Genomic DNA, 16,115 nt, shown 5'->3' with positions numbered 1-16,115 from the left:
CAATCACTGGACAGAAGCAGAACTGCTATTACTATAGTAGACTTTGCTTCTGTTTTTCTTTTGAATTTACATTTATCAGAGTAAAAGAAAAAAATAGCTCTTTCTTTCTTTTCGCTCTACAATATATAGTAAGTAAAGAAAAAATGCTCAATATTTTCTTCGGAGGTTGTGACATGGATCAATGGTATAAAATAGATAATACAGGGAAGATATTTCATGCAGTATCGAACGCTTCGAACTCTGCAGTCTTTCGTGTATCGATGACGCTTCACGAAATGGTTGATCCAAAAATTCTGCAGGAAGCACTGGATATTGTTGTGCTGAGGTTCCCTACCTTGACGGTCAGAGTCCGTAAAGGATTGTTCTGGGATTTCCTTGAACAGAATGATCAGGTGCTGCTCGTTAAAGAAGAAACGGATTATCCGTGTGCACCGATAGACAGAAAAGAGAATAATGCATTTTTAATCCGTGTGCTGTACTTTAAAAAACGCATCTCAGTCGAAGTGTTCCACTCACTGACAGATGGCGGCGGTGCAGCAGAATTTTTAAAAACATTAGCATATGAGTATTTACTGCTGAAAGGTGAACCGGTTGAAGCGGACGGCACATATATTATGCTGCCGCACGATGCACCAAAACGAGAAGAAGTGGAAGACAGCTTCGAAAAATATGCAACCTCGCGTGAGGTTAAAAATCCGGCATCAAGCGATAAGAAAGCATACCAGCTGAAAGGTACGACATTAAACCCGCCGGGAATTAATGTTATTCAGGGGATAGTCGATGCCAAAGCGCTCAATACATTTGCAAAAGCCGAGGGCACCTCGTTGACAGGTTTTTTAACAAGTTTGCTGATAAAAGTTATTCATATGGAAAAACACCGGGAAAAATCTAAATCTTCACTGATAACAGTAGCGATGCCAGTCAGTCTGCGGCGGCATTTCCCTTCGGTATCTATCCGAAACTTTTTTTCGGTTTCGAATATCGGCGTGAGAATGAGCGATGATGTATCGCTTGAAGAAATTATCGAACAGGTGACACAGCAGCTGATTGCTAAAACTGATAAGAATTTTCTGCAGGAAGGTATTAACCGGTTCGTGGCCTTTCAAAGTCATTTATGGCTAAGAATCGTTCCCGTATTCATTAAATATCCGGTGATGCGTTTTGCATTTAACCAGTTCGGCGAGAGGGCAAAGACATTGACTCTGTCGAACCTCGGCAATATTCAGCTGCCGGAATCGATGCAGCCCTATGCCGATTCGATGGATGTCGTACTTTATCCGACAAATAAAAGTCCGATTAACTGCGGCACGGCAACAGTAAACGATAAATTAACGATTACATTTTCACGTTCAATAGAGGAAAATAAAATTATAAAAACGTTTTTTAAAGAGATTACAAGACTGACAGGACTTGATGTGACAGTATCTTCAAACGGATGGGGTGAGTAGCAATGAACAGATGCACGGAATGCGAAATCGTCACGGCGGAAAATACATGTCCGCTGTGCCATAAGCTGCTGTCTGAAGATAGAAATGCTGAAGAAACGAGAGCGTACCCCGTCTACGATCAGCAGGAATATAAAATGCGCGCACGTATATCGAGACTCGCAATTATCGGCGGTATACTTGCAACGCTGATCTGCTTTATCGTGAACTTAATCGTTATGCCGCATTTCCTGTGGGTTTTCTATGTGGCGGTCGCAGTCTTTTATCTGCTTGTATCACTGAACCATACGATACTGTCAGCTTCGCATCTCGGCGGTAAGATAACCGCCCAGGTCGTTAGTCTGACAATACTTTTACTCGTAATCGACGGCATGTCGGGTTCAATGCAGTGGTCGGTCAATTACGTCGTGCCGTTTGTGATTATTGCAGGCATCATGCTGATTTCAATTATCATTATAAAGGTCCGTCTGAAATGGACGGGCTACATCAGCTTTCTGCTTCTGATGATTGCACTCGGTTTTCTGCCGCTTATACTTTACTTTACGGGGGTGGCAGACGTGCTGTGGCCAAGCGTATCCGCAGCATCGTTCGGTGCAGCGACATTTATTGCAATGCTGCTGATTGCCAACCAGTCGTTCATGACACAGCTCGGCAGAAGATTCCATTTTTAATATAATAGAAGATAAAGGGACGGGTAAAATGAAAATATTATTTAGAGGTGCGGCAATTTTGACAGCAGTTTCCGGTATCATTATGTATATATACAGGGCGCTGTTTGTACATAAGAGAAGTATCGGCAGCGAACTGGCTGAAGATTTAATCAGAGTTGCGAACTTTGATTTAGAAGACATGAATGAGGAAATGCTCGAACGTAATGCTGAAGAAAACCGGCGGGAGTATGAAATTCCAAAAAGTATCGTTACCTCCCATATTGAAAGCTGTGAAGTGTCGGGCATGAAAGTGTTCAGCATGTCACCAAAGACGCCGAAGAGCAGACAGCGGGTACTGTATTTGCACGGCGGCGGTTATATTCATCAGCCGTCCGTATTCCACTGGCGTTTTTTAAGCAAACTCGTTAGAGAAACAGGCATGGAATTTATCGTTCCGATTTATCCGAAGACACCGGAACATACTTATATCGAAGCATACGAAGCGGTGCAGGAATTGTATAAACAGCTCGTTCAGGAAAGTGAAAATATAATCATTATGGGAGACTCTGCAGGCGGAGGACTGACGCTCGGCCTTGTACAATGGATAAAAAAAGCATCGCTGCCGCTGCCGAAGGCGCAAATCGTCATTTCACCCTGGCTCGATATTACGCTGAGCAATCCTGAAATTGAAAAATTTGAAGCGGTTGAGCCGATGCTGAAAACAGATAATTTGAAAATTATCGGGAAAATCTGGTCAGGTGATGCTGCGCCGGACAATTACAAAGTATCACCGATGTACGGAGATTTAACGGGGCTGCCGAAACTATACTTATTTGCAGGAACACGCGAGATTATATTACCCGATGCCCGTAAGTACGCTGAACTGCTGGGTAAAGCTGGAGCAGCTTACGAGTACTACGAGTACGCTATGCAGAATCATGTCTTTCCGCTCTATCCGATTAAAGAAGGCATCGAGGCGAGAAAGCAGATTAAGGATATTCTGCTTGAATATGATAATTAAAATCTTCAGGAAGCAGAACAGTGATTCTGCTTCTTTTTTTGTTGATGAGATATTAATTTAACGATCTTCATCGACAACACAGCATCGCTGTTATTATCTCAAAGCTACATTTTAAAAATTCAAATGCCATTCCAATAACAAATAAATAAGTAAGCGTATTCAATAATTAGATTTTTCTGAAATAACAGTTGTATAAATTTAACTTCTAGTGTAAAATTCTGAATATTATAAGAAGTGCTTACAGCTTCTTGAAATGGGGGGAATCAAATGAAAAAGTTTAGTTTTATGGCATTGCTCGGCGTATTAATACTTATTCTCGCAGCATGTACTGATGACAGTAATGTGGAAGAGGAAGCAACTGAAGGGGAAGAGACCGCAGCTGCAGAAGGCGGTACTCTGACCTTGGCAATACCAAGTGATGCAGTATCGATGGATCCGCACGGCAGTAATGATGTACCGTCGGAACAAATCCGCGATACAATTTATGAGCCGCTCTTAACACAGGATGAAAATTTTGAAATAGTTCCTGTCTTAGCTGAAGAGTATGAACAGGTTGACGATACAACGTGGCAATTTAAGCTTCGCGAAGGGGTCACTTTCCATGACGGCAGTGAATTTAATGCTGATGTCGTTAAAGCGAATATCGAACGTGTAAAAGATCCGGCGAAAGCTTCACCGCGTTCATTCCTGCTCGAGATGGTAAGCGAAGTTAACGTTATCGACGATTACACTGTAGAACTTGTGACTGAGTATCCTTTTGCACCGCTTGCGAACAACTTGACTCATGGTGCGGGAAAAATGATCAGTAAAGATTTAATCGATGCTGATTACCAGCAGGCACTCGATGAAGCCGGCAGCGATTTATCTCTTGAAGAATACTATGACCTGCGCGCTGAAGGCGGGGAAGAGCATGAAGCAGCAGCAAATGAAATCAGCTCTTTTGTCGGCCAGCTTGTTGAATCTGAACCTGTTGGAACAAACTACTTCAAGTTTGATTCGAGAAGCCCTGGAGAACAGACTGCTGTAGTACGCAACGATGATTACTGGGGAGATACAGCACTGCTTGACGGGGTGACATTTAAAGTAGTATCTGAACCGGGTTCACGTATTGCTGAACTTGAGTCAGGTTCATCAGATGCAATTTTAGCGACACTATCCAGCAATATTGACCGCGTGGAAAATAACGAAGATGTAACACTTCTCCGCAACGATTCAGTATCGATTGACTACATCGGATTCAATACTGAAAAAGAACCGTTTGACGACCCGAGAGTACGTCAGGCAATCACGCATGCATTTGACAGCCAGGCTGTACTCGATGGAGTGTACAACGGATCAGGTACACCGGCAGAAGCACCGCTTGCACCGGGAGTCCTCGGTTATTCTGAAGACCTTGAAGGTTTGGAATATGATATGGACCGTGCCGAGGAACTGTTGGATGAAGCAGGTGTTGAAGATTTAACAATTAACTTAATGGTTAACGATGATAACCCTGAACGTGTAGACGTAGCCCTGTGGCTGCAGGAATCATTGAGCAACCTTGGTATTACAGTGAACGTTGAACAAGTTGAGTGGGGCGCGTACCTTGCAGCGACAGGCGCAGGAGAACACGATATGTTCATCCTTGGCTGGAGCAACTCAACAGGTGACCCGGATAACGGAATCACACCGCTGTTCCACAGTGATAACATCGGTGACACTGGTAACCGTTCCTTCTACAATAACCCTGAACTGGACAGTATTTTAGATGAAGCCCGCCAGTCAACTGAAGAAAGCGAGCGAGAAGAACTGTATATGGAAGCTCAGCAAATCTTAGTAGATGAAGCACCGGCAATCTTTATCCGTCACGGGGAAAACTTAAACGCATACGGCAATCACGTTGAAGGATTCGGAGGCGATGCTTATAATATCTTCGATTTCAGAGGCACTTCAATTCAATAAGTAAAGAATTGGCAGGATAGACTGCCCGGAAATCTTACTATTAAGATTTCCGGGCAGTTTTTGGTTCGTCACTCTCTGTGAGGAGTTATCTTACTTTGCAGAGTATTTAAATGCACATAACGACAACGTCCATGAATTTAAAGCCAACGGTTTCAATATGCTGGATTTCAGCGGAACTTATATTGATAGTGAATAAGGAGAGAATTTTACCCTACAGTCATGGTAAATTGAAATGTCATGGTTGTCTTTTTTTAACGGTGTTTAATATACACACACTCATAAAAAAATATTGAAAGCGCTTTATTTTGAATGAAGTGCATGCTATAGTGAGAATGGTTGAAATTTGAAGGGGTAATTATTACTCATCACATTGATAATATTTTCAAAATTCTACCTTGTAAGAAAAATTTTTTTGGGGTAATATTGTAAGAGTGAAATTTTAGGATTCGAAATAATCTTAAAATTTAAAATTAATTAGGGGGAAATACATAATGAAGAGCCTTAAACAACTGCTTACTTTAAGTATTGTACTGATGTTTACATTAGTACTGGCAGCTTGTACAAGCGACAGCGACGTTGAGCCTGAAGCTGAAGACGGCGCATCAGAAGGTACACCGGCCGGCAGCCAGGACCTTGTCATCTCTCAGATGAGTGACATTGTTTCAATGGACCCGCACGGCAATAATGACGTACCATCATCAAACGTGCGTTACAACTTATACGATGGACTGACTGTCCTGAATGCAGATATGGAAGTGGAACCTGGTCTTGCGACTGAGTGGGAACAGGTAGATGACACAACATGGAGCTTTACTCTCCGTGACGATGTAACCTTCCACGACGGCACACCTTTCAACGCGGAAGCTGTTGTTGCGAACCTTGAACGCGTACTTGATCCGGCTATGGCATCACCTCGTATGTTCTTATACGAAATGGTTAGCGATGTTGAAGCAGTGGATGAGTACACAGTTGAAATTACAACTGAATATCCGTTTGCACCATTGCTTGCGCACCTTGCACATGATGGCGGCGGTATGATCAGTAAAGATGTAATCGATACTGATTACCAGGAAGCACTTGATGCTGCAGGTGAAGATATGACTGCAGAAGAATATTATGAATTACGCAAAAATGGTGATGCTGAAGAAGTTCAGGATGCAATTTCTTCTGATCTTGGCGAATACGTCACTGCAAATCCTGTAGGAACAGGCGTCTTTAAATTACAGGAACGCACACCGGGTGAGCAGGTTGTCCTTGAGCGCAATGACGATTACTACGGTGAAGTTGCAACACTCGACACAGTAACATTTAAAGTAGTTCCGGAAACTGCGTCACGTATTGCTGAAATCGAATCGGGCACTTCTCATGTTGCAGGTGCTGTTGAATCGAGCAACGCAGACCGTATTGCTAATGGAGCAGAGACTGAACTTGACGAAACAGAATCAATGTCACTTTCTTATATCGGATTTAACACTGAAAAAGAACCTTTAGACGATGAAAGAGTACGTCAGGCAATTTCTTATGCTATCGACCGCGAAGAAATTATCAGCGGAGTATACGACGGTGTAGGTATTCCGGCACAAGGGCCGTTAGCTCCGGGTGTCTTCGGATACGATGAAAATGTTGAAGGTATCTCTTACGACATCGAACGTGCCAAAGAACTGATGGCAGAAGCCGGTTACGAAGATGGACTTGATCTGTCAATCTGGACTAACGACAGTCCTGAACGTGTAAATACGGCAATTTATCTGCAGGAATCACTGCAGGAAATCGGCATCAACTTAACTGTTGAACAGCTTGAGTGGGGCGCGTACTTGGAAGAAACAGCTGCAGGGAACCACGATATGTTTATCCTCGGCTGGTCAACTGTAACTGGTGATGCGGACTACGGTACTTATCCGTTATTCCACTCATCAATGCATGGCGACCCGGGTAACCGTTCATTCTTATCAGACGATAAAGTAGACGAATTGCTTGAAGCAGGACGTCAGGAAACTGATGAAGAAGCGAGACTTGAAATTTATTCAGAACTTCAAGATTATCTCGTAGATGTAGCGCCGATGGCCTACATTCACCACCAGAACTACTTAACAGGCTTAAATGCTAACGTTCAGAACTTCTGGGTTGATGCACAGGGTATTTATCATGTGGATCAGGTAACAATTGAAGAATAGTAAAGATTGAAGGACCCGGCATTTTTGCCGGGTTTTTTCTATAAATTTAAAAATATACATATGAATGGTATAATATTGGGTAAGATTAACTATAGGTGGATATGATGAAAAAACTGATAATGCTAATATTTGTACTGGGACTTGCAGCCTGCAGCAGCGAATCTACCCAGGCAGAAAAAGATCTGGAAAACGTCAACAATGAAATTGCCGAGCTGGAAGAGGAAATTAATTCCCTGCAGGGTGATAATGAAGCGCTTCAGCAGAATGTCGATGCGAAAGAATCAGAACTGGAAGCACTCGAGCAGGAATTCGAAGAAAACCAGCAGCCTGATGAAGAGGAAGATGAAGAAGAAAACGAAGAGTAAAGGAGTTTTATCATGCATGAAGAGAAGTTTTATTTAATTGAAGGTAAAAAAATGAAGCTCAAAGAGCTGGCAAAAGAAATTGAAGCGGCTACCGGCGGCGAACTGGAAGATGATCAAGGTTCGATTAACCGTGTTGTCGTGAAAAAACCGGCACCGGAAGAGAGCTTTGAAACTTTTACTATTACGTTTAAAGAAAAGCATACGGTCGACTTCATCGATGCAGTCGTGACAACGGATAACAAGAAGAAAAATCTTGAAGACTACGATTTTGAAAACAGTGAATTTACCGTGCGTTTAATCAGTTACATCCGCCGCGATGTGCCGATTCAAAATGAAGCAGAACTTTAATAGATAGGCCTGAAGTAAAATGAAATATATTAAGACAAAACGTCTGATTTTACGCGACTGGCAGGAAAGTGATTTAAAGACCTTTATTAGAATGAATCAGGATCCGGATGTCAGGCGTTATTTTCCAACGCTGGTAACACCTGAGGAATCTGTTGCATATGCACGCACCGCTCAAAAGTGCATTATCGACAGAGGCTTTGGTCTGTTTGCTGTTGAACGGAAAGATACGAATGAATTTATCGGCTTTACGGGAATTCACGTACTGGAAGCAGATGACACTCTCGATTTTGATTTCCTGCCCTGTATAGAAATAGGCTGGCGGCTTCAAAAGAAACACTGGAACCAGGGCTTTGCGACAGAAGCCGCCCGCGGAGTATTAAAATTCGTCGAACGTCAGACAGATATTAAGGAAGTTTACGCTTATACAGCAGTGCGGAATATCCCTTCGATTAATATTATGGAAAAAATCGGCATGGAACCGGTGCAGACTTTTGATCATCCGGGTATTATGGACGGGCATTCTTTGAAACGGCACGTGCTGTTTAAAAAATCCACACAAAAAGAGCGCAGATTCAAACTGTAAACTTGAATCCGTGCTCTTTTTTTTCCTGCTTATTTTAAATCTTCGTAAGTTCTCACTGCTACAGGCACATATGATTCAAAACCCTCAAGAATATCGTTAAGGTTATCGTGGATGAACAGCATATCAAGATAACGCTCTTCTAGGAAACCTTCTTCAATCGATTTGTAGATTACGGCTTTAAGCGCATCAAAATAACCGTCAACGTTCAATATGCCAATCGGTTTTTCATGCAGCCCGAGCTGTCCCCAAGTAAAAACTTCAAAAAATTCTTCAAGCGTGCCGGCACCGCCGGGCATCATAATAATTGCATCCCCTTCTGCTTCCAGCTCATGTTTGCGCTGGTGCATAGACTGGACGATGCGCATATCCCTGACGCCGGGGTGAGCAACTTCGCGGTCGACAAGAAACTGCGGAATCACCCCGGTGACTTTTCCGTTTTCAGCGAGCGCTCCGTCTGCAACTGCGCCCATCAGGCCGGTTGCGCCGCCGCCGTATACGACGGTTAAGTTTTTACGGGCAGCATCTTCGCCTAATTTATAGGCAGCTTTTTCATAATTTTTGTTTTTCCCGGTTTTTGCACCGCAGAATACAGTAATTTTTTTAAAGTTCATAAAGTATGCTCCTATGATGTTAAACTTATTTATTAAACATTAGCTCTTCGTAATTTTTAATTGTTTCATCTTTAATATAAGGAGTGCCGTCGCCGATAATGCGTTTTCTCTTGTTCGCATGTTCAAAGTTCATGCGGCGGTGTTTATTGAAGAGACTGTTGCTGTTTCGTAGGTTCTCTTTTTCTTTTTTCTTTTCTGCAGCGTATTTTTCACGTGCCGCACTGCGCGGGTCTAAAATGTTTTTATGCTGCTGGCGAAGCGGTAAATTCTCATCCTGCTGATCGTTTGAGTTTCTTGTGAATTTTGTGTCGTTGAGAACTTTTTCTTCATTAATTTCCTGGATGTTTGTCATTTTCTCACTGCTTTCATTAATTTGAATTGCGTTACCTATATATGGTACCAGTTCGTTCTGAACTTTGTCATCTTCTTCACTGTCTTCAAACATATATTTTTCACCGTAAACCGGTTCTTCATTATCCGGCTCTGTCAGTTTGTCAGTGTTAATATCCGGTGTCGGCGAGTTCTGTGACATCAGTTCATCGGACACTGTCATGCCGTCTTTAATATCATCGGCAGATTTTTCACTGTGTGACTGGAAGATTTTCGGCACAAAGGAAGAACGGTTTTTATCACTGCTGTCCGCCTTGCGTTTTTCTTTATGAGCTGTCTTGTCTTTCTCAAAACGCTTTTCAAGCGATTCTTCCTGCTCGAGGCTCTTCTGATAATTTTTAACTTCCTTATTATAGCTGCGTTCTTCAAGCGTATCGCTTACTTTCGTACCGATAGTCTGGGCGGTATTTTTCGTCGTTTCGTAAGCACTTGAGGCAGCATCTTTACTGCTGTCTCTAACGCGCGTGTAGACTGAATTCGATACTGCCCCGAGCTTTTGCATATCGGGATGTTTCGCTATCTTTTTACGTTCATTAAATAAGGGAACCGCGATCAATGGTATAATTGTAGCTAACATTTTTAAATTTTTATTCACTGGGACTGACCTCCATATAAATAGCTGTTTAGATTAATTATACAATACCCCAGGCAAGAAAGAATTAAACGGGTACCAAGGTTTAAATAATTTCAATTAATGGTATGAATATAAAGAATAGACGAGGAGGATTCAACATGTCAAATATAAATGAAACGATGAAATTAAAAGATATTCTATTTAAGGTGCCGGCAGCGGCAGGCATCTTCCGTGAAATTAATATTGATTTTGTTAATCACGGCGACCAGACTTTAAAGGAAGCTCATGAAGCAGGCGATTTTAATCTGGAAAACATTTTATATGAAGTCAACGAACTTGCGAAACAGCGGATTGAGGGAATCGATGTATCGTTTATGGATCAGACGAGCATTATTAAGTATATCGAACGTAAATATTACGACGACCTGCTGGATGAACTGCCGGTTCTAAATGACTACGTCGAAAAACTCGCCAAAAAATATAAAAAAGAAGATGTTGAATACGATAAAGTGGCCGAACTCTTCTATAATATTTACCGGGAAATGACAGTGCATATCGAAACGGAAGAATCCGATGTGTACCCGCTGCTACTGACGTATTATGAACAAAAAAGTTCAGTCGCTTTTGAAGCGCTGAAACCGCACATTACAAGATTACTCGATGAACATCGAAATATCGTCAACTGGTTCAAGCAAATCCGTTCGCTGACCAGCGGCTACACACCAGTCGACAGCAACGAGCCGTTAAACGTCTTCGTACTGAAGAAACTGGAAGAAAATGAGAAGAATATTATGACCCTCCTGCATCTGGAAAACAATCTGCTGTTTACGCCGTTCAGGTAATATATTGTTTAATGAAAACCCGCTCATGTGAGCGGGTTTTTGGGTTTTATGAGGATATTAGAAGGCTGGCGCGCCATTGTGAAACTGACAATGGCTCGGCAGCTGTTTTATCTAACCTCCTTGACAGAAAAACCGGACGCATCTCATGCGCCCGGCTTAATCTTAATCAATTTACTTATCTATTCTTGTGTTTTCGGGAGTTCAACAGTAAAAGTCGAGCCGACTCCTTCTGTACTTTTCACATAGATTTCACCTTCGTGGGATTCGACTAAGTGCTTGACAATGGCGAGACCGAGTCCCGTGCCGCCTGAATGACGGCTTCGGGCTTTGTCGACGCGATAGAAGCGTTCGAACAGCCGATCGAGGCTTTCTTCCGGTATACCCATCCCGGTATCGCGCACGTTAAGGACGACTTTCGACGAGCGTTCTTCAACATCAATATAAATATGTCCGTTATCAGATGTGTAGTTGACTGCATTTGCAACCAGGTTCAGGACAATCTGTCCGAGCCGGTCTTTATCGGCTTCCACATACACCGGAGAACTATCTTCCGGAAGATGCAGCGTAATATTTTTATCGTGTGCAAATTTGGAAATAGTCCGCGTGGAATTTTTAATCACCGTCTTCATATCCACCTTGGTAATTTCGAGCGGCATTGCCTGCTTTTCAATTTTCGATAATTCAAGCAGATCGGTAATCAGCCGGTTTAACCTTTCGCTGTCATCATAAATAATCTGCAGGAATTGTTTGGCTGTCGCTTCATCCGGCACATCGCCGCTGAGCAGTGTTTCAGCAAATCCTTTCACCGAAGTAATCGGCGTTTTCAATTCGTGCGAGACATTCGCAACAAATTCACTGCGCATTTTCTCAAGCCTTCTGATATCTGTAATATCGTGCAGCACAATAATCGCGCCGCGCTGCTGCCAGCCTTGGCTGTAATACGGCGCGATATGTACATCCAGAATCCGTTCTTCCGGAAAGTAAAGATGCGCTTCATCGTGCCGGCTGACATTATCTTCAATCACAGTTTCAATTAAATGGTCGATACCGAGCGGCCCGAATACGTAATTGTATTCTCTCTGGTAAATTTTTGAAGTATGTTTCGATAAAAAGCGCTCCGTTGCCTGGTTCGTCAGCGCAACTTTACCTTTATCATCAATCAGCACCACACCGCTGACCAGATTCGACAGGATACTGTTTAACTGCTTTTCACTTTCTTCTATTTCATTGACATGCGACTGCAGACTTGCAGCGAGCGCATTGACAGAGGTGTTTAGATTACCGATTTCGCCGGAATAATCCGAGTTAATACGCGCACTGTAATCTTTATTCTGCAGCCGCTTTGTTACGTTAATCACTCTATTAATCGGCTTCGTAATATTATAGCTCAGGAGGGCCGCCGAAATTACAGAAACGAGCAGAATAATAAACAGAATTGCACTCAGCGTTGTCCAGATGGCACTAATAGCGTTATCAATCGATTTTGTCGAAACGGAAGTTCTGACAGCTCCAATAATTTCACCGTCGGCTTTAAAAGGAATCGCTATGTACATCATCGACATATCATGCGTATCACTCAGCCTGACAGATTCACCGATTTCCTGATTTCTCACGAGTACCGCATCGATTTCCGGCCTGTTTAAATGATTGTCCATCGTTTCAATATCACTTTCGGTATCCGCAATTACCGTACCGTCTTTAGCGATAATCGTATAGCGGAGCGTAATTTCTTCATCAAAATGACTCGTCCATTCATCAAGTGTCTCCCGGTCTTCATCCAGACCGCCGAGCGTAATCACTTCCGATACCAGCTGGGCATTTTCTATCAGATGTTCTTTCGTCATATCCGTATATGTATTTTGAATAATCGAACTGATAAAAAACCACAGCACCAGTATAAATGTAATCGATAATATTAAATAAGATCCTGTGATTTTCAGCCACAGACGCTGCATTTAATCCTGTCCTTCCATCTTGTAGCCGAAGCCGCGGATTGTTCGTATATACACAGGCTGCTTCGTATCCGCTTCGATTTTTTCACGCAGATGGCTGATATGAACATCCACAATGCGCGTATCTCCATCGTAATGGAAATCCCAGACACCGTTTAAGAGCTGGTCGCGGCTCAAAACCTTGCCGCGGTGGTTGGCAAGATAAAGAAGCAATTCGAATTCTTTCGGTGTCAGCACCAGCTGTTCACCTTTAAACATCACCATGTATTTGTCGGGATGAATTTCAAGCTCGCCGATTTTAATCACTTCATTTTTCGCCTCAGCCTGAACGAGGTTGGTCCGGCGTAAAATGGCTTTAACCCGCGCGACGACCTCTCTCGGACTGAACGGCTTAGTCATATAGTCATCGGCGCCGAGTTCAAGACCGAGAATTTTATCGAACTCATCATCTTTTGCTGTCAGCATTAAAATAGGCGTATTAATTTTTTCCTGGCGGAGTGTTTTGCAGACATCCATGCCGTCCATGCCCGGCAGCATCAGGTCGAGAACGATCAGCGTCAGATCTTCAGTCACAGCAATTTCCAGCGCATCATTGCCGTTTTCAGCTGTGAGCACTTCAAAACCGCTCTGCTCCAGGTTGAATTTCAGTAAGGTTAAAATTGATGGTTCATCATCAACGACTAGCAGCTTCTTCATCTATAAGACCCTCCGTAAATTTCATTAAGTTATAACAACTATATTTTAGCACAATTCATACAATTTACAGACGAACTTTACACCATCTTAACAATAAGGTTCTAAAGACCATTGTTTGTAAATCAATAAAATGATTTAGCCCCGTGTTTGTGATAAAATCAAGGATGAAAGCGTTACATAAATTTCTATATTAATGAGTGAAAATAATGGATAACAGATATTCAAGACAGCTGCTCTATTCTAATATCGGCGAGCAGGGTCAAAAGCTTCTCGGAGAAAAAACAGCGGTGATTGTCGGGCTCGGCGCACTTGGTTCTCTGTCGTCAGAAATGCTCGCAAGAGCGGGGGTCGGCAAACTGATTTTAATCGACCGCGATTATGTGGAATTAACGAATCTGCAGCGCCAGACATTATATAACGAAGAAGATGCACAAGAAAAAAAGCCGAAAGCTGTTGCCGCTTACGATAAACTGTCTAAAATCAACAGCAGCATCGATATTGAAGTGCATGTGGCGCACTGCGATGCAGGACTAATTGAGTCGGTCGCAAAAGAAGCGGATCTGCTTTTAGACGGTACGGATAATTTCGATACACGCATGCTGATAAACGACGCAGCCTTTAAATATAAGCTCCCGTGGATCTATGCGGCCTGCATTGAAGGTTCATATTCCAGTGCAGCCTTCGTGCCGGGCGAGACACCGTGCTTCAGATGCTTAACACCGGTGCTGCCGGCGACGACTCTGACCTGCGATACCGCAGGCATTATCTCGCCGGCAGTCCATATGGCTGTCAGTCACCAGGTGACCACAGCCCTTAAAATTCTGACAGAGCAGTTTAGGGGCCCTTATCATATGCATATCGGCAATGTATGGGATATGGATTATATGAAGTTCGATATCAGCAGCATGACGGAAAGCGCATGTCCGACTTGCCAGTCGAAAGAATTCCCGGAACTGAACAGGGAAGAAACGAGTGCTATGAAATTCTGCGGCCGGGATATGATTCAGGTCATCGACGGCCGGCTGACTGAGAGCGTGGTAACAGAAACACTCGAGCAGGCGGATATCGTCTATAAAAGAACGCCGTATTTTATCGAGTTTAACTACGGAGAGACACGCATCGTGAGTTTCTCCAACGGCAGAATGCTGATGCATAACGTCGTGAATTTAAATAAAGCACGGACCATCATCAACCAATTATTCGGCTAGGAGCGGATGTTTTTGAGTATTGTGGATAGAATTGACAGAGATATTAAAGTGGCGGTAATTACGGTTAGTGATACACGCGATAAAACGACGGACAAAGGCGGTAAACTCGTCATTGATTATATCGGGACGGTGAATGCCTTTGTGCCTGAAGAACATTATGAAATCGTTAAAGACGAAATTGATACGATTCAAAATGCGGTGAAACAGCACCTTGCAGCGGGCGTGGATGTTGTGATTACGACGGGCGGCACGGGAATCGCCAGACGCGATGTGACGATTGAAGCGGTGACGCCGCTGTTCGATAAGGAAATCGAAGGATTCGGCGAGCTGTTTCGCATGCTGAGCTACACGGAAGACATTGGTTCACGCAGTCTTTTATCCCGCGCAGCAGCTGGAACTTACGGTCGTCAGCTGATTATCTCACTGCCGGGTTCAAGCGGTGCAGTAAAGCTCGGCATGGAAAAACTCGTAATGCCGGAATTGAACCACCTGGTATTTGAGCTGAATAAAGAGAATTAGAGTATATGTCACGTTGTGTATACATGAGCCCCCGTCATGCCCATGCAACGGGTCTTTCGTATACATGAGCCCCCGTCATGCCTATGCAACGGGTCTTTCGTATACATGAGCCCCCGTCATGCCTATGCATCGAATCATTCATATACATGAGCTCCCGTCATGCCTATGCATCGGATCATTCGTATACGTGAGCCAGCACCCAACTAAAAAATCCGCCTGCTCAAGGGCAGACGGATTCAATCATATTTAAGCCTTGTAGTCGCCGGATTTGCCGCCGGATTTTTCAAGAAGCTTTGTTTCTTTAATAATCATGCCCTTATCGAGCGCCTTGCACATATCGTAAACGGTAAGCGCTACAGCGCTTGCTGCTGTCAGTGCTTCCATTTCAACACCGGTTTTGCCGGTCGTTTTTACTGTCGCTTCGATAACGAGCACATAGGCTTCATCAGTTTCCCAGCGGAATGAGACGTCGACACCAGACAGTGACAGAGGATGGCACATCGGAATAATCTGATGTGTGTTTTTCGCTGCCATAATACCTGCCACCTGAGCAACACTGAGAACGTCTCCTTTTTTTACAGTGCCTTCGGTGATACCTTTATAAATGTTTTCAGGCACTTCGAGCAGACTCTGTGCAGTTGCACTGCGTTTCGTGACTGATTTATCTGATATATCGACCATTTTGGCACGGCCTTCTTCATTAAAATGCGTAAAATTAGACATTTGCAACCTCCCATTTAGTACAATAAGTATAAGTAATCAAATTATATCAAACATTTATACGAAACGATAAATA

General features: G+C 43.2%; 16 protein-coding genes. 11 read left to right on the top strand and 5 right to left on the bottom strand.

The features are described from left to right. Positions 1–173: 173 nt before the first annotated feature. The 8 genes from DFR63_RS10335 to DFR63_RS10300 all read left to right on the top strand — a co-directional run bounded on the left by DFR63_RS10335 (position 174) and on the right by DFR63_RS10300 (position 8,527). Complete coding sequence (locus DFR63_RS10335; protein ID WP_115885871.1) at positions 174–1,448, top strand: alcohol acetyltransferase; 1,275 nt, start codon at positions 174–176, stop codon at positions 1,446–1,448. A gap of 2 nt (positions 1,449–1,450) precedes the next feature. Next, positions 1,451–2,116 (top strand): DUF6320 domain-containing protein, encoded by a 666-nt coding sequence (locus DFR63_RS10330; RefSeq protein ID WP_115885870.1) that lies wholly within the window; start codon positions 1,451–1,453, stop codon positions 2,114–2,116. Positions 2,117–2,144: 28 nt separating this feature from the next. Continuing rightward, positions 2,145–3,116 carry an alpha/beta hydrolase gene (locus DFR63_RS10325; protein WP_115885869.1) on the top strand — a complete coding sequence of 324 codons (972 nt, stop codon included), beginning with the start codon at positions 2,145–2,147 and terminating at the stop codon, positions 3,114–3,116. A gap of 267 nt (positions 3,117–3,383) precedes the next feature. After that, positions 3,384–5,057: a glutathione ABC transporter substrate-binding protein gene (locus DFR63_RS10320; protein WP_115885868.1), complete on the top strand. Its 1,674-nt coding sequence runs from the start codon at positions 3,384–3,386 to the stop codon at positions 5,055–5,057. A 491-nt stretch (positions 5,058–5,548) separates the two neighbouring features. After that, complete coding sequence (locus DFR63_RS10315) at positions 5,549–7,231, top strand: glutathione ABC transporter substrate-binding protein (protein WP_115885867.1); 1,683 nt, start codon at positions 5,549–5,551, stop codon at positions 7,229–7,231. 104 nt (positions 7,232–7,335) lie between these two features. Further along, a complete protein-coding gene (locus DFR63_RS10310) occupies positions 7,336–7,596 on the top strand; it encodes a hypothetical protein (protein ID WP_115885866.1) in 261 nt (86 codons plus the stop codon). Between the two features lie 12 nt (positions 7,597–7,608). Further along, positions 7,609–7,944, top strand: a complete 336-nt coding sequence (locus DFR63_RS10305) for a hypothetical protein (RefSeq protein ID WP_115885865.1) — start codon at positions 7,609–7,611, stop codon at positions 7,942–7,944. Positions 7,945–7,963: 19 nt separating this feature from the next. Further along, positions 7,964–8,527, top strand: coding sequence for a GNAT family N-acetyltransferase (locus DFR63_RS10300; RefSeq protein WP_115885864.1), 564 nt, complete (start codon positions 7,964–7,966; stop codon positions 8,525–8,527). 29 nt (positions 8,528–8,556) lie between these two features. On the opposite strand, the gene DFR63_RS10295 is transcribed toward DFR63_RS10300, so the two are convergent. Then, a complete protein-coding gene (locus DFR63_RS10295; RefSeq protein ID WP_115885863.1) occupies positions 8,557–9,138 on the bottom strand; it encodes an LOG family protein in 582 nt (193 codons plus the stop codon). Positions 9,139–9,163: 25 nt separating this feature from the next. After that, positions 9,164–10,123 (bottom strand): hypothetical protein, encoded by a 960-nt coding sequence (locus DFR63_RS10290; protein WP_115885862.1) that lies wholly within the window; start codon positions 10,121–10,123, stop codon positions 9,164–9,166. 137 nt (positions 10,124–10,260) lie between these two features. Between DFR63_RS10290 and DFR63_RS10285 the strand changes: the two genes are divergently transcribed. Further along, positions 10,261–10,944 (top strand): hemerythrin domain-containing protein, encoded by a 684-nt coding sequence (locus DFR63_RS10285; protein ID WP_162842342.1) that lies wholly within the window; start codon positions 10,261–10,263, stop codon positions 10,942–10,944. A gap of 179 nt (positions 10,945–11,123) precedes the next feature. Here DFR63_RS10285 and pnpS read toward each other — a convergent pair whose 3' ends face one another. Both pnpS and DFR63_RS10275 read right to left on the bottom strand, forming a co-directional pair. Continuing rightward, on the bottom strand, positions 11,124–12,899 hold the full coding sequence (gene pnpS / locus DFR63_RS10280; protein ID WP_115885860.1) for a two-component system histidine kinase PnpS: 1,776 nt from the start codon (positions 12,897–12,899) through the stop codon (positions 11,124–11,126). Beyond that, positions 12,900–13,592: a response regulator transcription factor gene (locus DFR63_RS10275; RefSeq protein WP_115885859.1), complete on the bottom strand. Its 693-nt coding sequence runs from the start codon at positions 13,590–13,592 to the stop codon at positions 12,900–12,902. A gap of 206 nt (positions 13,593–13,798) precedes the next feature. On the opposite strand from DFR63_RS10275, the gene DFR63_RS10270 reads away from it, so the two are divergent. Then, on the top strand, positions 13,799–14,800 hold the full coding sequence (locus DFR63_RS10270) for a ThiF family adenylyltransferase (protein WP_115885858.1): 1,002 nt from the start codon (positions 13,799–13,801) through the stop codon (positions 14,798–14,800). 12 nt (positions 14,801–14,812) lie between these two features. After that, positions 14,813–15,319, top strand: a complete 507-nt coding sequence (locus tag DFR63_RS10265; RefSeq protein WP_425453206.1) for a MogA/MoaB family molybdenum cofactor biosynthesis protein — start codon at positions 14,813–14,815, stop codon at positions 15,317–15,319. A 246-nt stretch (positions 15,320–15,565) separates the two neighbouring features. Here the strand turns inward: DFR63_RS10265 and moaC are convergent, their stop codons facing one another. Continuing rightward, positions 15,566–16,042, bottom strand: a complete 477-nt coding sequence (moaC, locus tag DFR63_RS10260; protein WP_115885856.1) for a cyclic pyranopterin monophosphate synthase MoaC — start codon at positions 16,040–16,042, stop codon at positions 15,566–15,568. Between the last annotated feature and the right edge of the window lie 73 nt (positions 16,043–16,115).

The organism is Jeotgalicoccus halotolerans (assembly GCF_003387165.1).
Lineage (GTDB): Bacteria > Bacillota > Bacilli > Staphylococcales > Salinicoccaceae > Jeotgalicoccus > Jeotgalicoccus halotolerans.
This window is presented reverse-complemented; position numbering and strand designations above follow the sequence as displayed.